The sequence below is a fragment of the Streptosporangium sp. NPDC002524 genome, from assembly GCF_040295985.1.
Taxonomy (GTDB): domain Bacteria; phylum Actinomycetota; class Actinomycetes; order Streptosporangiales; family Streptosporangiaceae; genus Streptosporangium.
The window spans coordinates 269,341-289,871 of the sequence record NZ_JBEOWK010000002.1; the positions used below are offsets into that span (position 1 = coordinate 269,341).

At 71.6% G+C, this 20,531-nt stretch carries 20 protein-coding genes; 15 read left to right on the forward strand and 5 right to left on the reverse strand.

The window, feature by feature from the left end:
• Window positions 1–212: 212 nt before the first annotated feature.
• Window positions 213–575 carry a hypothetical protein gene (locus ABT053_RS03810; protein ID WP_350967304.1) on the forward strand — a complete coding sequence of 121 codons (363 nt, stop codon included), beginning with the start codon at window positions 213–215 and terminating at the stop codon, window positions 573–575.
• 258 nt (window positions 576–833) lie between these two features.
• Here the strand turns inward: ABT053_RS03810 and ABT053_RS03815 are convergent, their stop codons facing one another.
• The 4 genes from ABT053_RS03815 to dhaK form a co-directional block, all read right to left on the reverse strand.
• Window positions 834–1,205: a PTS-dependent dihydroxyacetone kinase phosphotransferase subunit DhaM gene (locus tag ABT053_RS03815; protein WP_350967305.1), complete on the reverse strand. Its 372-nt coding sequence runs from the start codon at window positions 1,203–1,205 to the stop codon at window positions 834–836.
• Entirely contained in the window at window positions 1,199–1,366 is a 168-nt protein-coding gene (locus tag ABT053_RS03820; RefSeq protein WP_350967306.1) for a hypothetical protein, read from the reverse strand. The genes ABT053_RS03815 and ABT053_RS03820 overlap by 7 nt, the downstream gene beginning before the upstream one ends.
• Window positions 1,367–1,467: 101 nt before the next feature.
• Entirely contained in the window at window positions 1,468–2,187 is a 720-nt protein-coding gene (dhaL, locus tag ABT053_RS03825; RefSeq protein WP_350967307.1) for a dihydroxyacetone kinase subunit DhaL, read from the reverse strand.
• A complete protein-coding gene (gene dhaK, locus ABT053_RS03830; RefSeq protein WP_350967308.1) occupies window positions 2,187–3,179 on the reverse strand; it encodes a dihydroxyacetone kinase subunit DhaK in 993 nt (330 codons plus the stop codon). Before dhaK ends, dhaL begins: the two co-directional genes overlap by 1 nt.
• Window positions 3,180–3,398: 219 nt before the next feature.
• On the opposite strand from dhaK, the gene ABT053_RS03835 reads away from it, so the two are divergent.
• The 6 genes from ABT053_RS03835 to ABT053_RS03860 all read left to right on the forward strand — a co-directional run bounded on the left by ABT053_RS03835 (window position 3,399) and on the right by ABT053_RS03860 (window position 11,343).
• Entirely contained in the window at window positions 3,399–4,172 is a 774-nt protein-coding gene (locus tag ABT053_RS03835) for a cyclase family protein (RefSeq protein ID WP_350967309.1), read from the forward strand.
• 341 nt (window positions 4,173–4,513) lie between these two features.
• A complete protein-coding gene (locus ABT053_RS03840) occupies window positions 4,514–5,266 on the forward strand; it encodes a lysophospholipid acyltransferase family protein (RefSeq protein WP_350967310.1) in 753 nt (250 codons plus the stop codon).
• A 38-nt stretch (window positions 5,267–5,304) separates the two neighbouring features.
• Window positions 5,305–5,856 carry a hypothetical protein gene (locus tag ABT053_RS03845; protein WP_350967311.1) on the forward strand — a complete coding sequence of 184 codons (552 nt, stop codon included), beginning with the start codon at window positions 5,305–5,307 and terminating at the stop codon, window positions 5,854–5,856.
• Window positions 5,857–5,973: 117 nt separating this feature from the next.
• Window positions 5,974–6,399, forward strand: a complete 426-nt coding sequence (locus tag ABT053_RS03850) for a PPOX class F420-dependent oxidoreductase (protein ID WP_350967312.1) — start codon at window positions 5,974–5,976, stop codon at window positions 6,397–6,399.
• A gap of 359 nt (window positions 6,400–6,758) precedes the next feature.
• Entirely contained in the window at window positions 6,759–7,871 is a 1,113-nt protein-coding gene (locus tag ABT053_RS03855; protein ID WP_350967313.1) for a hypothetical protein, read from the forward strand.
• A gap of 1,393 nt (window positions 7,872–9,264) precedes the next feature.
• Window positions 9,265–11,343, forward strand: coding sequence for an AfsR/SARP family transcriptional regulator (locus tag ABT053_RS03860; protein ID WP_350967314.1), 2,079 nt, complete (start codon window positions 9,265–9,267; stop codon window positions 11,341–11,343).
• Between the two features lie 136 nt (window positions 11,344–11,479).
• Here the strand turns inward: ABT053_RS03860 and ABT053_RS03865 are convergent, their stop codons facing one another.
• Window positions 11,480–12,154, reverse strand: coding sequence for a MarR family winged helix-turn-helix transcriptional regulator (locus ABT053_RS03865; protein ID WP_350967315.1), 675 nt, complete (start codon window positions 12,152–12,154; stop codon window positions 11,480–11,482).
• 95 nt (window positions 12,155–12,249) lie between these two features.
• On the opposite strand from ABT053_RS03865, the gene wrbA reads away from it, so the two are divergent.
• The 8 genes from wrbA (at window position 12,250) to ABT053_RS03905 (ending at window position 20,422) form a co-directional block, all read left to right on the forward strand.
• Window positions 12,250–12,867 (forward strand): NAD(P)H:quinone oxidoreductase, encoded by a 618-nt coding sequence (gene wrbA / locus ABT053_RS03870; protein WP_350967316.1) that lies wholly within the window; start codon window positions 12,250–12,252, stop codon window positions 12,865–12,867.
• 351 nt (window positions 12,868–13,218) lie between these two features.
• The gene (locus tag ABT053_RS03875) at window positions 13,219–13,833 is read left to right on the forward strand and encodes a flavin reductase family protein (RefSeq protein WP_350967317.1); all 615 of its coding nucleotides are present in this window, start codon (window positions 13,219–13,221) and stop codon (window positions 13,831–13,833) included.
• A gap of 10 nt (window positions 13,834–13,843) precedes the next feature.
• Window positions 13,844–14,254, forward strand: a complete 411-nt coding sequence (locus ABT053_RS03880) for a YybH family protein (protein ID WP_350967319.1) — start codon at window positions 13,844–13,846, stop codon at window positions 14,252–14,254.
• Between the two features lie 150 nt (window positions 14,255–14,404).
• Window positions 14,405–15,628 (forward strand): acyl-CoA dehydrogenase family protein, encoded by a 1,224-nt coding sequence (locus ABT053_RS03885; RefSeq protein WP_350967320.1) that lies wholly within the window; start codon window positions 14,405–14,407, stop codon window positions 15,626–15,628.
• Between the two features lie 51 nt (window positions 15,629–15,679).
• On the forward strand, window positions 15,680–16,498 hold the full coding sequence (locus tag ABT053_RS03890; RefSeq protein WP_350967321.1) for an aldo/keto reductase: 819 nt from the start codon (window positions 15,680–15,682) through the stop codon (window positions 16,496–16,498).
• A 35-nt stretch (window positions 16,499–16,533) separates the two neighbouring features.
• A complete protein-coding gene (locus ABT053_RS03895; RefSeq protein WP_350967322.1) occupies window positions 16,534–17,610 on the forward strand; it encodes a methyltransferase in 1,077 nt (358 codons plus the stop codon).
• Between the two features lie 242 nt (window positions 17,611–17,852).
• Complete coding sequence (locus ABT053_RS03900) at window positions 17,853–19,196, forward strand: NAD-dependent epimerase/dehydratase family protein (protein WP_350967323.1); 1,344 nt, start codon at window positions 17,853–17,855, stop codon at window positions 19,194–19,196.
• On the forward strand, window positions 19,193–20,422 hold the full coding sequence (locus tag ABT053_RS03905; protein WP_350967324.1) for an MFS transporter: 1,230 nt from the start codon (window positions 19,193–19,195) through the stop codon (window positions 20,420–20,422). The genes ABT053_RS03900 and ABT053_RS03905 overlap by 4 nt, the downstream gene beginning before the upstream one ends.
• The last annotated feature ends 109 nt before the right edge of the window (window positions 20,423–20,531 follow it).

Genomic DNA, 20,531 nt, shown 5'->3' on the forward strand with positions numbered 1-20,531 from the left:
ACCGAGACGGATCGACGCAGGGTGGGCTCGTACGGCACCATTATGTGACGCATGACGGCAATGTCCTCTCCAGCGATCGGCGAAGCCTCCGGCAGCTCGCGGATCGCGGCGGGGTTCTGCCCGGGTGGAGGCCCGATCCTCTCGTGAACGACCTTCGACAGAACGCGCCGCTTCCACCCGCATACTTCTCACCTCCCCTGAAAGGCCCCCTTATGAGCGACCTCAACGCACTTCTCGCCCAGCGCGCCGAGCTGGACCGCCTGATCGAGGAACTCCAGTCCGGAGACCTGAAGGAGCGCGAGAACACGCTCAGCGACATCCTCGCGGCCGTCGCCGAGTGGGCCACCGTGCGCGGTCACGAGGCGCTCAGGAGGGAGCTCAAGAACTGGGAGTACGTCACCTTCGCCGGTATCGAGGTCGGCGTGGGCCACGACGGCGGTGAGCGCTGGGGGCTGCCGCAGAGCTCGGTCAGCGTGATGGACTCCGTCAGCGGGACCGACGTGGAGTTCGGCACCACGCCCCCTCCGGTCCAGGCCGTCCTCGGCCTGCTGGAGGGCCTGCTCGCCACCCGCTAGCCTCACCTCGCGTGCGTCGATCGGAGCCTCGGTCCGCACCGACGGTCTCACCTGGCGCGTGTGCCGGAGTCTCGGTCCGCACCGACCGGCCTTGCTTGGCCGTATGCCGGAGCCTCGGTCCGCACCGACCGGCCCGGCCTCGCGTACGCCAGCGCCTCGGTCCGCACCGACCGGCCCGGCCTCGCGTACGCCAGCGCCTCGGTCCGCACCGGCCCCGCGCCGGGACCCCCGCTCTCCCCGGAGGGCGGGGGTTTCGTGTCAGAGCTTGCGGAAGGTCCTCGCCTCCTCGGCCGCCGCGAGCACGACCGGCAGCGGAGAGCCGGTGCCCGCCGACACGACGGCCGAGATCGTCCCCTCCACGAACGGCACGTCGGCGATGACCACCCACTCGTCCGCGAAGAGCCGGGCGGTGAGGACCGAGCTTCCCAGGTCGGGGATGAGGATCACCCCGTCCCCCCGGTCCACCTCCTCGATCGCCGCCGCCACCAGGTCCGGGCTGGTCCCGAGGCCGCCGTCGTCGGTGCCGCCCGCGGCGGCCAGCGGGACGTTCGAGCCGCCGATCTGCGAGGCCAGCAGCGCCACCTCGGCCGCCAGCGGGCCGCTGTGCGAGATGAGGACGATGCCTACCACTGGCTCACCAGGCGCCCGCGGACCGGTCCGGCCTCGGGCGTGGCCCGGCGGCCACGCGCCTCGGACGGGAAAGGCCGTGCCCGCCCGGCGGGGGTGAGGAGGATCCCGGCGGGCGCGGGAAGTGTGCGGGAGCGCCCGGTGATCATCGTCTGATGGCTCATGCGGTGGCTCATTCGGTGGCTCGCGCGGTGGCTCGGGCGCGGGCTCATGCGGTGGCTCGTGCGGGTCATCGCGGTCGTTGTGGTCATCGCGGTCATCGCGGTCATCGTGCCGCCACCGTGTGCAGGGCGGAGAGGATGAGCGCGGTGGAGGCGGCGCCGGGGTCCTCGTGGCCCACGCTGCGCGGCCCGAGATAGCTGGCCCGCCCCTTGCGGGCCTGCATCGGGATCGTCGCCTCGGCTCCGGTACGGGCCGCCTCCGCCGCGGCGCCGATCGCCTCCGCGGTGTCCTTCCCGTCCTGGACGGCCTGCTCCAGTGCCCGTACGGCCGGGGCGAGGGCGTCCACCATGGTCTTGTCGCCCTCGGCCGCGGACCCCAGCTTCCGCACCCCGGCGAGCCCGGCCTCCAGGGCGGCGTGGAGTTGCGCGACGGACACCTCGGCGGTGTCGCCCAGTGCCTTGCCCGCCTCGCGGAACGCCGTGCCGTACAGGGGACCGGACGCCCCGCCGACCTTGCGGATCAGGGTGTTGCCCACCAGCACCAGCAGCGATCCCGGGGTGCCGGGCTCCCCGGCGGCCAGGGCCGTGGCGACCGCGGTGAGGCCCCGGTCGAGGTTGGCGCCGTGGTCGGCGTCGCCGATCGCGGCGTCCAGGCCGGTCAGCCGGTCCTTCTCGGCGGCGACGGCCCTGGCGGTCTCCTCGATCCAGGCGGTGAAAAGGGCGGTGTCCAGCGCGGTGTTCATCTCAACGTCCGTGTCGGTATCGGTGGCGGTGTCTTTTATACGGGTGCCGGTGTTCGTCTCGGCGTCCGTTCCGGAGGCCATCAGCGGCCCCAGCGAAGGGCGGGGGTCTCGACGGGGGCGTCCCACAGCCGGGTGAGCTCCTCGTTCAACCGGCAGACCGTGATCGAGAATCCCTGCATGTCGAGGCTCGTCACGTAGTTGCCCACGAGGTTACGCGCCGCCCGCGCACCCTTCTCCGCCAGGTGGTCCACGACGGTCGCGTAGGCGACGTACAGCTCGATCAGCGGTGTGCCGCCCATCCCGTTCACCATGACGAGGGTGTCGCCGGAGATCGGCAGGTCCTCGTGGATCGCGTCCATCGCCAGGTGGACCAGCTCGCGGGCCGGGCGCATGGCCGAGCGCGTCCGGCCGGGCTCGCCGTGGATGCCGATGCCCAGCTCGATCTCGGTGTCGGCGAGGTCGAAGGTGGGCATGCCCGCCGCGGGTGTGGTGCAGGGGCTCAGCGCGACCCCGAAGGAGCGGCTGCGGGCGTTGACCTCCCTCGCCACCCGCGCGACCTCGGCGAGCGGCGCGCCGGTCTCGGCCAGCGCACCGGCGATCTTCTCGACGAACAGGGTGGCGCCGGTGCCCCTGCGTCCCGCCGTGTAGAGGGAGTCGCGCACGGCCACGTCGTCGTCGACCAGCACGCTCTCCACCTGAACCCCCTCCTCGCCGCTCAGCTCGGCGGCCATCTGGAAGTTCAGCACGTCGCCCGTGTAGTTCTTCACGATGTGCAGGACGCCCGCCCCGCCGTCCACCGCCGCGGTGGCCTCGATCATCTGGTCGGGCACCGGGGAGGTGAAGATCTCACCGGCGCAGGCCGCGTCGAGCATGCCGTACCCCACGAATCCGGCGTGCAGCGGCTCGTGTCCCGAACCGCCGCCGGACACCAGGCCCACCTTGCCGGGGCGCGGCCCCGAGGCCCGGAACACGATCTGGTTGTCCACGTCCACCCGCAGCCCGGGATGGGCCGCCGCGACGCCGCGCAACGCATCGGGAACGACGGACTCGACATCGTTGATGAGCTTTTTCACAGTTCCCAAACTCGCCCTGTTCGCGGGCGATGGCAAGCATCGGCCGCGGAAGCCCTCCCGCCCGGCGTCGCGTCTCCTCCGAACCGGACGCCCGGGGTCTGTCTGGTGTCCGTTGGGGGTCCGTCCGGGGCCGGGCGGTCCGGGCGGGTACGCGAAGGTGGCGGGCGGCGGTGGCGCTGTAGGAGGATCTGCCCAGGTCCTATCCCTCTTGGAGGCGTCATGTCGGTGTTGCGGAACCTGGTGGAGAGCATCCGGAACGGCGGGATCGAGGTGATCGACCTGACGGCGCCGCTGTCGTCGGAGACGCCGATCCTGCGGCTGCCGGAGCCGTTCGGCAACACCGTCCCGTTCGAGCTCAAGGAGATCAGCCGCTACGACGACCGCGGCCCCGCCTGGTACTGGAACGACATCGTGACCGGCGAGCACACCGGAACGCACTTCGACGCGCCCGTTCACTGGGTCACCGGCAAGGACGGCGAGGACGTCTCGCAGGTGCCGGTCGACCGGCTGATCGCCCCGGCCGTGGTCCTCGACCTCGCCGCCGAGGCGGCGAAGGACCCCGACTTCCTGCTGGAGATCGCGCACGTCAAGGCGTGGGAGGAGGCCAACGGGCCGCTGCCGGAGGGCGGATGGCTGCTCTACCGCACCGGCTGGGACGCCCGCTCCCACGACCAGGAGCGCTTCCTGAACGCGAACGAGACGGGCCCGCACACCCCCGGCGTCTCGGTCGAGTGCGCCCGGTGGCTGGCCGAGGAGACCGCGATCGCCGGGCTGGGCGTGGAGACCGTCGGCACCGACGCGGGCGCCGCGCACGGCTTCGACCCCGCCTTCCCGTGCCACTCGTTCCTGCTGGGCGCGGGGAAGTACGGCCTGACCCAGTTGCGCAACCTCGACCGGCTCCCGGCGACCGGCGCCGTGGTCGTCGCGCCGCCGCTGCCCATCGCCGGGGGCTCGGGAAGCCCGCTGCGGGTGCTGGCCCTGGTCGAGAGGTGAACGCCGCCGGGCCCGTGGGGCGGCCCCTCGCCCCACGCGGCTGTGGCCGCCCCGGTTCCGTACGGGGACCCGGAGGCGGTCACCGTACGGAACCGGGGATCTCGTCGGGGTGGTCCGGCAGGGGCCGGAGGGAGACCTCGGCCGGCCTCTGCCGGGCCACTCCAGGGGCCGTCGCGCGTGCGGACCGTGGTGGTCGCGCGTGCGGACCGCAGCGGCTGCGCGTGCGGATCGTGGCGGCCGGAGGAGGCGTTCCGGGGGCGCCGAGGCCCGGCCACGCGAGGGCGTCCGGAGGGGGAACGGGGGAGGTCGGGCCGGGGGGAGAGCTGAGGTACGGTTCAGCCATGGCTGAGATCGTGTACCCCCCGGTCATCGGGGCGGCGTTGACCGTGTTCCGCGCGCTGGACCTCAAGATCCGCATCGAGGGCGCGGACCGCATCCCGCGGACCGGCGGGGCCGTGCTGGTCAGCAACCACATCAGCTATCTCGACTTCATCTTCGCCGGTCTGGCCGCGCGTCCCTCCGGGCGCCTGGTGCGGTTCATGGCGAAGAAGGAGGTGTTCGACCACCGGATCTCCGGGCCGCTGATGCGCGGCATGCACCACATCCCGGTCGACCGCGCGGCCGGGGCCGCCGCGTTCGGCGCGGCGTTGAAGTCGCTCAAGGGCGGTGAGGTGGTGGGTGTGTTCGCCGAGGCCACGATCAGCCGGTCCTTCACGATCAAGGAGATCAAGAACGGCGCGGTCCGGATGGCCGTCAGCGCCAAGGTGCCGATGATCCCGGTCTCCCTGTGGGGCACCCAGCGGCTGTGGACCAAGGGCCACCCCAAGAAGCTGCTGCAGCGGCACGTGCCGATCACGATCGAGGTCGGCGAGCCCATGTATCCCCAGCGCGGCGACGACTACGACGCCATCACCGTGGACCTGCGCGAGCGCATGGCCGAGATGCTCGACAAGGCGCAGCGGAGCTACCCGGAGATCCCGCCGGGCGTCTGGTGGCAGCCCCGCCACCTCGGCGGCACCGCGCCCACCCCCGAGGAGGCCGCCAAGCTGGACGCCGCCGAGGCGGAGGCCAGGTCGATCCGTCACAAGTCATGAACAGGTAGTTCGCAAGTGGCGTGTCTCATGATTTCCCCATGAGCAGCGCATTCGAGGACCTGGCGAACGCCTTCCAGCCGACGCCGACCCCCGGCCCGGGACGCACACCGGGGAAGATCGGCATGGCCATCCTGCTGATCCTCTGGACGGGGCTGGCCGTGCTGCCCTTCGTGGTCGCGGTGCCCGGCCTCAAGCTCGCGACGGGCTCGATCGGCACCCCGGGGACGCTCACGGTCGTCTCGTGCGAGGACCTGGGGCAGGGCCGCTACGACTGCGAGGGCAGCTTCGCGCCCGACAGCGGCGGCGACGCGATCCCGGTCGACGCCTCGCCCGACTCCAGCGCCGGTGACGTGAGGCGGGCGCAGCTCGCCCCCGAGGGCGACCGCGCCGTACCGACCGGCACCTCCGGTGTCCTGGCCGCGCTGACCATGCCGTTCCTCGGCGTCGGCGTGCTGGGCTTCCTGCCGTACGTCCTCCTTTACGTTCTCAAGGTACGGCGGGGCCGCCGGGCCGCCGTGGCCCTCGGGTGCCTCCTCACGCTCGTCTCGCTCGTCGGCGTGATCGTCGGGATGGTCGCCGCCTACTCCTGAGCTGCTCCCTGCTTTCGAACCACTGCTGGGCCACCTCTGGGCGCGCCGAGGCGTGCGCGGACGCCCGGCGGCGTGTCCCGGGGCTCGTTCGGGAGGCGGGCTGAGGACAATCGTCGGATGGAGAAGATGACGGACGCCGAATGGCGTGAGTTCGTGATGACGGGGACGCGCACCGGCAAGCTCGGGGTGACCAGGGCCGACGGCAGGCCGCACGTGACACCGATCTGGTTCGTGCTCGACGGGGACGACGTGGTGTTCACCACCCACGAGAGCAGCGTCAAAGGCAGGAGCCTGCGGCGCGACCCCAGGGTGGTGCTGTGCGTGGACGACGAGGCCCCGCCGTTCTCCTACGTCATGATCGAGGGCATCGTCACCCTCTCCGCGGACACGGACGAGCTGCTGAAGTGGGCCACCGAGATCGGTGGCCGCTACATGGGCCGTGAGCGCGCCCGCGAGTTCGGTGAGCGCAACGGCGTACCGGGGGAGTGGCTGGTCCGGCTCCGCGTCGACAAGGTCGTCGCCGACCGCGGCGTGACGGAGTGAGAGGCTGACGGGCTGACGGAGTACCCGAGTCCCCAAGCACCCGGGCACGTAGGCACATGGGCACACTTCGGGGCACCCGAGGCCGTCCCCCTTCCCTGTCCAGAACCGGGGGAGGAGGCCCGTTGGGGGACGAATCCCCTCGAAGTTCGAATTTTTAAACACGGTGGTGAGCTGCTGGAACGTCCGGTTTAGGGTGTCGTGCACTTATTTTGCTTGCATGGGTCCGCTCGAAGCGGGCACTCTTTCCCGCGCCCTTGACAGAGGACCACGACCGGGCGGTGGTCCTCGGTCTCGGCGGCGGGCGTAGGCACCCCATCCGCGCCCCCGCTGGTTCCGGATCAAACCAGATGGAGGACAAGGTGACGCGAACAACCCCCGACAGGTCCAACGAGGTGTCGTCGAGCGGGTCGGGCGGAGCACCCAGGCGCATTCCACGCCCGATGGTCCTCGCCACCGCGTTCGTACTGGCGGCCTCGGGCGGTGTCGGGGTGTCCTCGGCGTCGGCGGCATCGCCGCCGCCCATTCCCACGCCGCCGGAGACGCCGACTCCCAGCGTGACGGTGACGGTGAGCGAGACACCCACCCCGGAGCCTACGCTGACCCCGACCTTGACGCCGACTCCGACGCCCACCACGACGCCACCGCCCCGGGTACCCCGGGTGGCGTTCCCCGGCGTGCTGCACGGCGAGTTCGTGCTACCGGCGAAGGACGGCTGCGGCTTCAAGGTGTTCGCCCAGACCGGCGAGGCGATCGCCGTGGCGGAGGACTCGATCACGGTACGAAGCCAGGACGGCTTCGAGAAGGTGTACGAGATCACCGACTCCACCACGTCCCTCTCGGGGCGGCGGGGCAACGCGGTCAGGCAGGGCGACTGGGTCTCGGTGACCGCCACGACCACGACCGCGGGCGGGCCGGCGACCGGTGAGACGACCCCGAACGAGCCGACCGCGAACGGGCCGGTCAGGAGCGTGCCGACCACGACCGAGACTCCCACGAGCACGCCGACCGTGAGCGAGACGCCCACGGACACGCCTACGGAGACTCCCACGGACACGCCGACCGAGACGCCCACGGACGTGCCGACCGGGACTCCCACGAGCACGCCGACGGTGAGCGAGACGCCTACAGACGTGCCGACCGAAACTCCCACGGACACGCCGACCGAGACTCCCACGACCCCGCCGGCCACGGGTGAGACGGCGACGGCCGCCTACGTCTTCGACCTGACGCGGCCCAGCAAGAAGTTCTGGCGCGGCGGCGATCGGTGGGCCGTCGACCAGTGGCGGTCCGGCAAGTGGCGGGTGCCCCGCCTCTGCCCCACGCCGCCCGTCGTGACCCCCACGCCGCCCCCTTCGGAGACCCCGCCGCCCTCGGAGACCCCGCCGCCCTCGGAGACGCCGGGCGTCCCCACCCCCGAGCCGACCCCTACCGTGACGGAAACCCCGACCCCGACCCCTACCCCGACTCCCTGAGCCACCCCGACTCCCTGAGTGTTCGGGAATCGGACGCGGCCGTCACGCGGTCCTGACCCGCACGACCGCGTTGTGGATCCGGGGCCGTCCGCCACGAGGTGACTGACGGCCCCGGATCCGGCCCCGTGCGACACGGTGATGGCCGGGTCTCCGATCGGAGACCCGGCCATCACCGTGTCCCGCACACCCGATGGCGGGCCACGGGACAGCGGGTACAGGACGGCGAGCCGGTGGGTGTCCTGATCGCCCGGTGGCCGTCCGCTCACGGTCGTGAACAGGAGACAGGCCGGAACCTCCGCGAGGGCGCCGGAGGCCGCGCCCGGCCGTGTTTGACCGGTCCGAGCGCGGGTAGCGATGGTCGGCCGGGGGTTGATCGCTCCCTGCACGCGAAGAACGAACAAAATAGCGCGATGGGGTGGTGATCGGTCAAGCAGGCAGAGCCTCCGATAATTCGGGTCGCCGATGGCGTGTTCTCGCCGCCGTCGCCGTCCGCGTCCAGGGACCGGTCGCGTACGCGTTATTCACCGACACCATTCTCGTGTTCGGACATTCTTGAATTCGGCCACACCCGAGGTTCGGGAATTATCACCCTGTATAAGGGACCTTAATCGGGGAACCGCGGTTCCCTTGAAGTCGCGGTGCTTTCCTCCCCGAATTTGAAACGTTTTATGGAGCGGTCCTCCGCCCCTGGTTCGCGATTCGGCGACCGGGTGCCGTGAACGGCTCGCACGGGGCCCGGCGATGCCGACCGAAATCCGGGTCCGCCGCTCCCTGTCACGCCGGGCCGTCGGCCCCCGGTGCGGGAACCGACCGGCCGTCGAGCCGGGAGCGGCGAATCCACCGTGGTCAGCGGCCCCTTCTGCCTCTCTGTCCCCCTCTTGCGGGCACCTTCTCCCAAACTTCCCCGGAGCGACGCGTACGGAATGGGACGACGAGGCGTGACGCATTATGTCGCGGTAGAAATCGGCATTACGTTCGGAAGACTTGCACTTCCTGGGAGCCGATTAGTCGTCACTGTGCCATTCATCGATAGCTTGCCACGTACGCGGTGATTTGCTATACGTAAAGAGAAGGGGGGTCTTGTTAAGCCAAGATCACATGCGTTGTCGTGTCGAATAGTGATCATCCGGAATTGGCGGTATGGGTGTGTCACATTCGCTCCGAGCCGTCGCTCCGCCGGCGAAACGGCGATCCACGATGAAAGGAAAGGCAAGGTGGCGAACGACCGTGACGGTCCTCCCTCCGTGGTCAACCGGGTTGTCGCGGAGGGCGCCGCGAACACCCGATCGGGAATGGGGATTGGTGATGGGACGAGGCGAGATGATCCGATTAGATTGCCGTTAACGGGAATGTCGAGGCACATATGCTGTTTCGTATACTGGGTCCACTTGAAGTGCTGATCGGTGACACACCGGTCGTTGTCGGCAAGAACCGGCAGCGCATCGTTCTCACGATGCTCCTGGCCAGCGCCGGCCGCATCGTGACGGTCGGGGAGATCGTGGAGGCCCTCTGGGCGGGCAGGCCGCCGCGGACCGCCGCCGAGCAGGTGCAGACATGCATATGGCAGTTGCGCCGCTCGTTCGCGCTCGCCGGAGCCGTCGCGGACCTCATCGAGACGACGTCACCGGGTTACGCCCTGCGCGTCGACCCGCAGACCGTCGACGCGCACCGGTTCAACGAGCAGGTCGCCGACGCCCGCTCGCTGGCCGCGCAGGGGGATAGGACGCTGGCGGCGTCCCGGTTCCGCTGCGCGCTGTCGCTGTTCCGCGGCCCGGTGCTCGCCGAGGTCGACAGCCCCGCCGTGCAGGCCATCGCCGCCAAATGGGAGGAACGGCGGCTGTCGGTCATCGAGGAGTGCATCGACCTGGAGCTGCAGTGCGGCCGAGGCCGGGAGCTGATCGACGAGCTGATGGCCCTGGTGGAACGGTATCCCCTGCGTGAGGGCCTGCGCGCGCAGCTGATGTACGCGCTGTACTGCGCCGACCGGAGGGCGGAGGCGCTGGAGGCCTACGCCGCGGGGCGGGTGCTCCTCGTCGACGAGCTCGGCCTCGAACCCGGCCCGACCCTGCGGGAGATGCACCAGCGCGTCCTGGCGGGCGAACCGGTCAACACCGTTGAGGACACACCCGTCAACGTGCCCGCCCAGCTCGTCGCGGACCTGCCCGACTACGTCGGCCGGCCGGAGCACGAGCGCCGCATCCGTGCCGCGCTGACGGCCGACAGCCAGGGCGCCCGCATCTGCGGCGTCTACGGCAAGTGGAGTTCCGGCAAGTCGGCCATGGCCCTGCACGTGGCCCACCAGCTGCGCGACGAGTTCCCCGACGGGCAGCTCTACGCCGATCTGCGCGGCTCCCGGCCCGACCCGGTCGACGTCGGCGACGTGCTGTCCTGCTTCCTGCGCTCCTTCGGCGTCGCCGACACCGCGATCCCGAAGGCGCTCGCCGAGCGGGCCGCGATCTACCGCAGCCTGCTCGACCGCAGACGCGTGCTCATCATGCTCGACGACGTGCTCGGGGCCGGTCACGTCTGGCCGCTGATCCCGGCCACGCCCGAGGCCGCGCTGCTGATGACCAGCCGCTCGAACCTGTCCGACGTCCCGGGCAACTTCCCCGTCGAGGTGGGCATGCTCACCGTCGACCAGTCGGTCGAGCTTCTCCGCAAGGTCGTGGGCGTCCACCGCATAGCGGCGGAGCCCGAGGCGGTGGACCAGGTGGTCGGCGCGACCGGCAGGCTGGCGCTCTCGGTGCGCGCCGCAGCGGCGCGCCTCGCCTCCCGCACCCACCTCAAGATCGGCCGTCTCGCGCAGCGGCTGAGCGACCCGGACCGCCGGCTGGACGAGCTCTCCCACGGCGCGTTCGACATGCGCTCCTACCTGGCCCCCAGCGTCGAGGCCCTCGACCCGGACGCGCGGCGGGTCTGGTACGCGGCGAGCATGCTGCAGGTGCCCGACTTCGGCGCCTGGGTGATCGCCGCCGCCGTCGACACCCCGATCGCCGAGGTGGAGCCGATCCTGGAACACCTCGTCGACCGGGGGCTGCTGGACGTGGCGGGCACCGACCACATGGGGGTGCTGCGCTGCCGGATGCACCAGCTGATGGGGCTGTACGCCAAGGAACGCTCCCTCAGCGAGCTGACCGCCGCGCAGCGGACCGGCATGCTCGATCGTGCCACCGACTGCTGGCTGGGTCTCGCCCAGGGCGCCGAGCGGCTGCTCAAGGGTGAGGCGGGGGCGTCCGGCCTGATCGAGTGCCCGACGTCGGTGTGCGAGCAGATGATCGAGATGGTGACGTCCGATCCGGGCGCCTGGCTCGAACTCGAGGCCGAGGGGCTGCGCTTCGCCGCCCGCCATCGCGACCGGCTGTCCCGCGTGCCGTCACCGGCCCGCCCCCGGCTCGGCCGCCCGGAACTCGGCATCGTCGGCGCGGACGCGGACGACCAGGACGGTGTCGCGGCCGTGCCGTCCGCGAGCTGACGGCCGTCGTGCGGAGGCGCGGGAGGTGGACGGGGCCCGGCCGGGCCGCGCCCGTACACGCGGAACACGTGTGTACGGGACGCGTACGCGCGGCACGCGTGTGCAGGGGACGCGCGTGTACGGGCCCCGGGCGGGCTCACCGCCCCGGGGCGGCGCCCGGGTGCCCGCTGTCCGGGGGTACGTCGTCCGGACGCGCGCCGTCCAGGCGTTCGCCGTCCGAAAGCCCGTCGTCCGGGGAAACGCCGCTCGGACGCACGCCGTCCGGAAGCCCGTCGGCCGGACGCGCATCGCTCGGGCGTTCGCCGACCGGACGCGTGCCGGGCACCGGGGCGTACGCCTCGGCGCACGAGCCGGTCGTGGCGGTCCACCCGTTCGTGGCGATGACGTGTTCCAGCGCCGCCGTGACGCGGTCCAGCTCCCCGTCCGGGAGGGCGTCCGCGAAGATCTCCGACACCGCCGCGTCGAACACCGGCTTGGCGGCCTCAAGGGCCTTCTCACCCGCCGGTGTGAGCTCGGCCCAGGTGGCGCGGCGGTCGCGGGGCGACATCGTCCTCCGGACCCAGTCGCCGGGCTCCTCCAGCTTGGCGACCAGCCGGGTCACCCCGCTCTTGGAGAGCATCAGGTCGCGGGCGAGCTCGCCCATCCTGGCGCGCCCGCCGTGCCGTTGCAGGACGGCGAGCAGCTCGTGCTCCGCCAGCGTCATCCCCGCCCGCGAACGCAGGACCGAGTCGAGACGCACGTTCGTCATCCCGTTGAACCGGAAGATCGCGGCCCATGCCGTGATCTTCCGCTCCAGTCGCCGTTCGTCCATTTTACTACCATATCGCAACAGTTGACTCGTGCACTATTTCGCTTATACCGTTGAATTAAGAACGGTTGTCAAATGAACAGTTGAGAGGTGTGCTAATGAATACCCGAATCGCAGTGATCTACTACTCGGCGACGGGCAACGTGCACGCGCTCGCCGAGGCCCTGGCCCGTGGCGCCGCCTCGGCGGGGGCGGAGGTCCGGCTGCGCAAGGTCACCGAGCTGGCCCCGAGTTCGGCGATCGACTCCAACCCGTCCTGGCGGGAGCACGTTGACGCCACCGCGCACGTCGAGGAGGCCACCGTCGACGACCTCGTCTGGGCCGACGGGTTCGCCTTCGGCACGCCCACCCGCTTCGGCAACGTCAGCTCCCAGCTCAAGCAGTTTCTCGACATGACCGGCAAGATCTGGCAGGAGGGCGAGCTGGCGGGCAAGGCGGCGACCGGATTCACCAGCAGCTACGAGGTCCACGGGGGGCAGGAGACCACCCTGGTCGCCCTCTACAACGTGATGCACCACTGGGGCTCGATCATCGTCCCCACCGGGTACGTCGACTACGACCTCATCCACGCCGCGGGTGGCAACCCGTACGGCATCAGCATCCGCGACGGCGACGAGGACCTCGCCAAGCACGTGTACGCCGCCGCCGAGTACCACGGCGCCCGTTTCACCCGGATCGCCGAGGCGCTCAAGCCGCTGCGAGCCGCGGACGCGTGACGCCCGGCATGACCTACCGCGGGTCGCGGACGCCCGACGTCCGGCCCGGCACCGGCTCGCCGCGAGCCGCGAACGGCTGACACCCAACCCGGCCACGCCCCACCGGGAGCCGCGGGCGCGTGACGCCCGGCCGGTACGACAGGCGCCACCCGAGGCCGCCGGAGCATCGCTCCGGCGGCCTCGTCATGTCCTCGTCATGTCACGGCCGCCCAGGCCGGGGCCGGTGAGAGATGGGAAAGAGAGCATCGAGAGCCGACGCCCATAGCGTGAACTCACGTGATCGCAGGCGGTTCCCGGACATCGTCGCGTACGGGTCCGGACCGGGCTCCCGGCCAGCAGAGGCGGTATCACATGCGCGAAGCAGCGAATACGAATCAGACCGGTCAGGACGACTTCCGCGCCCTGATGGCCGGTTTCCCCACCGGGGTGGCGGTCGTGACGGTCGTCTCCGCCGACGGCAGTCCCAAAGGCATAACCTGCTCGTCGGTCTGCAGCGTCACCCTCGCCCCGCCGACCTTGCTGGTGTGCGTGCGCAACGCCAGCCCAACCCTGGCGGCGGTGCTCGCCGCCCGGCGGTTCACCCTCAATCTTCTCGACCACAACGCCCGGCCGACCGCCGAGCTGTTCGCCTCCGGCGATCCGCGCCGCTTCGAGCGCGCCGAGTGGACGGTCGACGGCGGGGCGTGCGGCCCGCACCTGGTGCGGGACGCCCACTCCATAGCCGACTGCCTGGTGTCGCGCGCGGACCGGGTCGGCGACCACACCGTCGTGATGGGCGCGGTCCAGCGCGTGCTGCGCCGAGAGTCGCGCCGTCCGCTGCTGTACGGGCTGCGCCGCTACTCGGTGTGGCCGGAACCGCAGGAGGCCGTCCCCACCGACATCACAGACATCGCGGAACCCGCCTCCGCGGGGCACCGACACCGGCCCGCGTTGACCGCGGAGACCGCGAGCCACCGAATGTCATGAAGGAGCACAGATGACCAGCTCGACGAGGAGCACCTTCGCCCCGGTCTCCGACCCGTACCAGCACACCGAGAACTTCCGCCACGCCTTCAACTCCGGTGAAGCGGCCGCCGTCGAGGCCGGTCTGGAGGACGGCGCGGTTTTCGTCCGCGGCCCCGGCGATCCCGTCACCGGCGGCGAGGCGAGCAAGGCGATCGCCGACTTCCTCGCGCTCGGGCTGCCCATGGACATCCGCGACCGCCACGTCTACGTCGCGGACGACATCGCGCTGATCATCGCCGACTGGGTCGTGGAGGGAACCGGCCCCGGCGGCGACCACATGCGGATGGAGGGGACGAGCACCGACGTCATCCGGCGCGGTGCCGACGGCCTCTGGCGTTCGGTCATCGACAACCCGCACGGCACCACGCGCCCCGCGGCCTGACGACCCCCTCGACGCCCGGCCCTCCAAGACACGAGACACCGATCCGACCTACCAAGACACCAAGACATCGAGACACCAAGACACCGAGACGCCAAGACGCCCCGAACCCCTGAGACCACCTGAGCCCACCTGAGACCCCAAGGAGAGAACGTGACCATCACCACGCCCGCCCCCTCGGGGGCCATACCCCGGCCGGACTGGTCGGTCAGGCCGGACACGCCGACGGGATGGGTCGACCGCGCCCGGGAGGTGGCCGACGTGCTGACCGTCGGCGCGGCCGAGCGCGACCGCGCCAACCAGACGCCGCACGAGGAGATCCAGATCCTCAAGGAGTCGGGACTGGTGCCGATCTTCGGTCCCGTGGAGCACGGCGGCGCCGGCCAGGAGTGGCCGACGGCCTACCGGGTCGTGCGGGCGGTCGCCTCGGCCGACGGGTCGATCGGCCAGCTGCTGGGCGACCACTACACCTGGTGCTGGCTGCCCCGCTGGCTGGGCACCGAGGAGCAGATCCGGCGGCTGGAGATCGAGGCCACCCAGGGCAACTGGTTCTTCGGGTGCGCCCTCAACCCGCGCGACGCCGACGTGGTGGCCACGGACGAGGGCGACCACCTGGTCTTCAACGGCAGCAAGCACTTCTGCACCGGGGTGAAGGTCTCCGACCACACCGTGCTGGAAGGCGTGCTGAACGGCAAGGACCACGTGCTGGCCGTCGTGCCCACCGACCAGCCGGGCATCGTCCACCACAACAACTGGGACAACATGGGCCAGCGCCTGACGGAGAGCGGCGGGATCACCATCCGCGACGTCCGGGTGCCCTGGGAGGACGCGCTGGGCTACCGGGACAAGGAGTTCAACCCCCGTACCTACGCGACCACGAACGTGCCGACCGGCCAGCTCCTGTTCTGCAACATCTGGCTGGGCGTGGCCGGGGGCGCGCTGCGCGCCGCGATCGAGTACACCCAGACGGGCCGGGGCTGGGGCGGCTACGAGCGCACCGTCGACGAGCCCCGCGTCCAGGACACCATCGGCGACCTGACCGCCAAGCTCTGGGCCGCCGAGGCGCTGGCCGACCAGGTCGCCGAGGAGGGCATGGCGCTCCACCGCGACCCCGACTCGGTCACCCCCCGGATCCGCGGCGAGTACAAGGTGCGGACCGCGGCGGTCAAGGCGCGGGCCGACGAGGTGGCGCTTGAGGTCACCTCGCGGATCTTCGAGGTCACCGGTGCCCGCTCCACCGCGAACCGGTTCGGCTTCGACCGCTTCTGGCGCAACGTCCGTACCCACACGCTGCACCACCCGGTGGCCTACCAGCGCCGCGAGGTCGGCCTGTACCGGCTGCTGGACGAGGTGCCCGAGCCCGGCCGCTACTCCTGACGACGGCCCCCGAACAGGAAGGACGAACCTGCCGTGACCACGATCCCGCACGTGCCCCTCAACGATGGCGTGTCCATCCCGCAGCTCGGGTACGGGGTGTTCCTCATCCCCGCCGACCAGGTGGTGGAGCCGATGACGACGGCGATCGAAGAGGGCTACCGCCTGATCGACACCGCCGCCGCCTACCAGAACGAGGCCGGAGTCGGAAAGGCGATCGCCAACAGCGCGGTTCCCCGCGAGGAGTTCTTCGTCACCACCAAGCTGTGGAACGACGACCACGGCTACAACGAGACCATGCGGGCCTTCGACGAGAGCATGGCCCGGCTCGGCCTCGACTACCTCGACCTGTACCTGATCCACTTCCCGCGCCCCGCGCTGGGCCGGTACGTGGACAGCTGGCGGGCGTTCGAGAGGCTGCGCGCGGACGGCCGCATCCGGTCGATCGGCGTGTCGAACTTCGGCGTCGCCGAACTCGACCGGCTGGCCGAGGAGTGCTCGGTCGTCCCCTCGGTCAACCAGATCGAGCTGCACCCGCTGTACCCGCAGCACGAGCTGCGCGCGGCGCACGCCGAGCGCGGCATCGTGACGCAGGCCTGGAGCCCCATCGGCCGTGACCAGGGGCTGCTCCAGCACCCCACGGCGGTGGAGATCGCCCGGGAGTGCGACAGGACCCCCGCCCAGGTGGTGCTGCGCTGGCACCTGCAGCACGACATCGTCGTCATCCCGAAGTCGGCCAAGCCCGAGCGCATCCGCGCCAACATCCAGGTGTTCGACTTCACCCTCGACGAGTCCCAGATGGCGCGGCTGGACGACCTGGGCACCGAGCAGCGGTGCCACCCCGTCCCCGGCACGCTGTTCGACGTGTCGTGACGGCCCCACGTGCGAGAACACGGGAGGAGAGCGCGGTGTCCCTTCACAACCACCACGGCCCGCGGAAGGTGCGGTCACGTGAGGACCTCGTCGGCCCCCTGTTCGGGGCGGCGGCGTTCCAGATGCTCAACGCGGGCTGCGAGCTGGGCCTGTTCGCCCTGCTGCGCGACAAGGGGGAGCTGGCCGCCGAGGAGGTCGGCGACGCGCTCGGGCTGGACCCGCGGCCAGCCGAGATCCTGCTGCTGGGCACCACCGCCCTCGGGCTCACCGAGGTGACCGGCGGGCGCTACCGCAACTGCGCGGTGATCCAGGAGATGTTCGAGGACGGCTCCTGGGAGGTGCTGGCCGACATCGTCGCCTTCCAGGCCAAGCTCGTCTACCTCCCGCTGGCCGACCTCGTCGAGTCACTGCGGGAGAACACCAACGCCGGGCTGGCCCGGTTCGCGGGGACGGGTGAGGACCTGTACCACCGGCTGCCCGAGACGCCGGAGCTGGAGCGGCTGTTCTACCGCTGCATGCGCTCCTGGTCGCTGCTGTCCAACCCGGTCCTGGTCGCCAAGGCGGACCTCACCGGGGTGCGCCGGGTGCTCGACGTGGGCGGCGGCGACGGGGTCAACGCGATCGAGCTGGCCCGCGCCAACCCCGGGGTCGAGTTCACCGTGCTCGACCTGCCGGGCGCGGTGGAGATCGCCCGGCGCAAGATCGCCGACAACGGCCTGAGCGACCGCATCGACGTGCGGGTGGGCGACATCTTCAACGACCCGTACCCCCAGGGCCACGACGCGGTGCTGTTCGCCAACCAGCTGGTCATCTGGTCCCCGGAGCAGAACCGCGACCTGCTGCGCAAGGCGCACGCGGCGCTGCCCGAGGGCGGCAGGGTCATGGTGTTCAACGTGATGTCCGGCGACACCGGCGACGGCCCGCTCTACTCGGCGCTGGACAACGCCTACTTCGCCACGCTCACCGCGCCGCGCAGCATGATCTACAGCTGGAGCCACTACGAGCGGTGGATGCGCGAGACGGGGTTCGACGAGGTGCGCAGGCTTCCCGGGGAGACCTGGACCCCGCACGGGGTGATCAGCGGGACCAAGCGGACCCCCGCCGCGAGCTGAGCCGGGGATCCGCGCGAGCTGAGCCGAGGATCCGGACGGGGCGCCCACGCGGGCCCCATCCGGATCCGCGGGCCCTGAGCTCCGAGTCCTGAGTCCTGAGCTCCGACCCCTGAGCTCCGAGTTCCGAGCCCTGAGTCCCGAGTCCCGAGCTCCAAGTCCCGAGCCCTGAGCTCCGAGTTCCGAGTTCTGAGTCCCGGGCCCCGAGTCCCGAGCCGGTCCTGCCGTACAGGAGTCATCGAGATATGAGTGCCGCACGGCGTATCGAGGGAATCCTCGACGAGATCCGCGCCATCGCCCCCGCGTGGCGCCGCGCACTGGACCACACCACCCTGCGCAGGCTGTGGGAACTGACCGCCGAGCTGACCGCGGCGTACCCCGCGGGTGGCGCGCGCTACCGGCACGTCCTCGCGGCGGCCGGGCGGGACGTCGGTGTGCCGCACCGGCGGGTACGCGACCTGGTCGGCGGCCGCACCGTGCTGGTCATCGGGGCCGAGGGACGCATCGGCGGCATGCTGGTCGCCGGGCTGGCGGGCCTGGGGCCGGGCAGGCTGCTGACGGCCGGCCTCTCGCCGGACGCCCCCGTGGACGGCACCGAGCACCGCGTCCTCGACATCCGCGACCGGGAGCGGGTCTCCCGGCTGATCACCGCCGTCCGCCCCGACGTCGTCTTCCACCTGGCCACGCGTCCCGTCACGGGAACGGCCGAACCCGACACCCACGACTCGGTGTGCACCGACGTGCTGGGCACGCGCCACGTCGTGGACGCCTGCGCCGAGGCGCGGGTCGGCGTCCTGGTCGTCGCCTCCGCCGAGGAGTCGCTGCTCCTGTACGCCCACGACGTCCGTTCGGCCAGCAAGCGGGCCATCGAACTGATCGTCGCCGACGCCGCGGCCCGGGGGCGGGTGAACGCCGTCATCGCGCGCCTCGCCCACGTCGCCGACGACTCGCCGCTGCTGCGCCGCTTCCGCCGCTCGTGCCGCGACGGGACGGTGCTGTGGCTGCCGGCGCCGACCCGGCGGTTCCACCTGCAGTCCGCGCGGGAGGCCGCGCAACTGCTGCTGGTGGCGGCGACCGGCGCCCGCGACGGCGCGGCGGCCGTGCACGCCGTCCGAGACCTCGCCCTGCCGGCGACCCCCCTGGACCTTGCGGTCGGGGTGATGAGAGAGGAAGGGGTGACGGCGATGCGCATCGCCGACGACGTTACGGGCAGACCGCCCCAGCACTGCCCGGACCTGACGGGCCAGGCGGGCCTCACCGGGATCAGCCCGCTGTTCAACGCCTTCGAGGCCTCCGGTGCCGAGCGCTCGGTCTCGCCGGACGTCGACGTGGTGGCCTGCCGGTTCCGGCTGCCCGCGGCGGCCGTACGGCAGCTCGACCATCTGGCTAGCCTCTGCCTGGGGACCCGGGAGCACGACATGGCCGACGCGTTCGACCGGTTCGCGCGCACCCTGCTGGAGGCCAACCTGGCGCAGACGCCACGATCCGTCGTACGCCGCGTCGCGCACCTGAGCGAACCCCACCGCCAGCACATGACGGCCACGGACCGCATGGTCAACGACCGCGTCAGGTGGTGGGCGGCGCGATGAGCACCTCCGGACGGAACCGTCTTCCTGGAACGGTCCTGCTGCTGTGCCTGAGCCAGATCGTCGGATCGCTCGGCCTGGCCGCGGGCGCCACCGCGGGCCCCCTGCTCGCCGAACTGATCACCGGATCCGCGGCCTACGGCCCGACGGCGATGGGCGCGCTGGTCACCGGATCGGCGCTGGCCGGTCCCGCCGCGGGCGCGATCATGCGGCGGCTCGGGCGCGTGTGGGGCCCGGCCGCCTGCAACCTCTGCGCGACCGCGGGCGCGGCCGTTGTCGTGTTCTCCGTGAACTGGGGGCTGGCGAGCCTGCTGCTCGGCACCGTGCTCCTGGGCGCGGGCACCACCGGCGTGATGCTCGGCCGCTATCTGGCCACCGACCTCGTCGACGAGCGCCGTGCCCCGCAGGCGATGGGGCTGGCCGTCGCGGCCGTCACCGTCGGCGCGGTCCTCGGTCCCGTGCTGCTCGGACCGACCGGCGCGGTGGCGGAGGCGGCGGGCCTGCCCCCGCAGACGGGGCTGCACCTGCTCGCGGTGGTGGTGTTCCCGCTGGCCTCGCTGATCCTGCTCAGGCTGCGCGGCGGCGGCGGGCCGGAGGCGTCCACGGCGGACACCCCGGCCGCCGGACGCGGGACGGGGCGGCTGCTGCCGCTGCTGGTCCTGGGCACCGGCAACCTCTCCATGGTGGCGATCATGGGCTCCGCGCCGAACCACCTGCAGCACAGCGGGTGGGACCTGCAGGCGGTCGGGATGTTCGCCGCCCTGCACATCGGCGCGATGTTCGCCTTCGCGCCGGTCTCGGCGGCGCTGTGCAGGCGGTTCGGCCCCCGCCCCGTGGCGCTGGCCGCGGCGCTGTGCATGACCGGCTCGCTGGCCTTCGGCGTGCTCGGCGGCGGCGTCGGCTCCGACCTGGCGCTGCTGGCGCTGGTCGGGGTGTCCTGGAACCTGCACCTGGTCAGCGGCAGCATGTGGCTGGTGGAGGTGACGCCGGAAGCGCTGCGCAACCGCGCCGAAGGGCTCGGCGAGCTCGCCATGGGCGCCGCCGCCGCGGCCGGGAGTCTCGTCCTGGCCGGGCCGCTGCTCTCCCTGGGCGGGCTTCCGCTGCTCTGCCTGGCGATGGCCGCGGTCAACGTCGCGACCGCCGTGGCGCTCTCCGCCAGGGCGCGGTCGCGCCGCGCCCCGGCGGCCCCGGACTCGGCCCCGGTCTCCGTGGACTCCTCGAAGCCGTGATCTCATCCGAGGCCGTGACCTCTCTTGAGGCCGTGAACCCTCTCGCGAGGCCTCTCTTGAGGCCGTGAATCCTCTGAGACGGTGAATCCTCGACGTCGCGAGTCCTCGA

What these genes read in the sequence shown, in the direction of transcription:
- ABT053_RS03810 (WP_350967304.1), top strand. Translation starts at nt 213, where the DNA reads ATGAGCGACCTCAACGCACTTCTCGCCCAGCGCGCCGAGCTGGACCGC.
- ABT053_RS03820 (WP_350967306.1), bottom strand. Translation starts at nt 1,366, where the DNA reads ATGAGCCATCAGACGATGATCACCGGGCGCTCCCGCACACTTCCCGCG.
- dhaL (WP_350967307.1), bottom strand. Translation starts at nt 2,187, where the DNA reads ATGGCCTCCGGAACGGACGCCGAGACGAACACCGGCACCCGTATAAAA.
- ABT053_RS03835 (WP_350967309.1), top strand. Translation starts at nt 3,399, where the DNA reads ATGTCGGTGTTGCGGAACCTGGTGGAGAGCATCCGGAACGGCGGGATC.
- ABT053_RS03840 (WP_350967310.1), top strand. Translation starts at nt 4,514, where the DNA reads ATGGCTGAGATCGTGTACCCCCCGGTCATCGGGGCGGCGTTGACCGTG.
- ABT053_RS03845 (WP_350967311.1), top strand. Translation starts at nt 5,305, where the DNA reads ATGAGCAGCGCATTCGAGGACCTGGCGAACGCCTTCCAGCCGACGCCG.
- ABT053_RS03850 (WP_350967312.1), top strand. Translation starts at nt 5,974, where the DNA reads ATGGAGAAGATGACGGACGCCGAATGGCGTGAGTTCGTGATGACGGGG.
- ABT053_RS03865 (WP_350967315.1), bottom strand. Translation starts at nt 12,154, where the DNA reads ATGGACGAACGGCGACTGGAGCGGAAGATCACGGCATGGGCCGCGATC.
- wrbA (WP_350967316.1), top strand. Translation starts at nt 12,250, where the DNA reads ATGAATACCCGAATCGCAGTGATCTACTACTCGGCGACGGGCAACGTG.
- ABT053_RS03875 (WP_350967317.1), top strand. Translation starts at nt 13,219, where the DNA reads ATGCGCGAAGCAGCGAATACGAATCAGACCGGTCAGGACGACTTCCGC.
- ABT053_RS03880 (WP_350967319.1), top strand. Translation starts at nt 13,844, where the DNA reads ATGACCAGCTCGACGAGGAGCACCTTCGCCCCGGTCTCCGACCCGTAC.
- ABT053_RS03900 (WP_350967323.1), top strand. Translation starts at nt 17,853, where the DNA reads ATGAGTGCCGCACGGCGTATCGAGGGAATCCTCGACGAGATCCGCGCC.
- ABT053_RS03905 (WP_350967324.1), top strand. Translation starts at nt 19,193, where the DNA reads ATGAGCACCTCCGGACGGAACCGTCTTCCTGGAACGGTCCTGCTGCTG.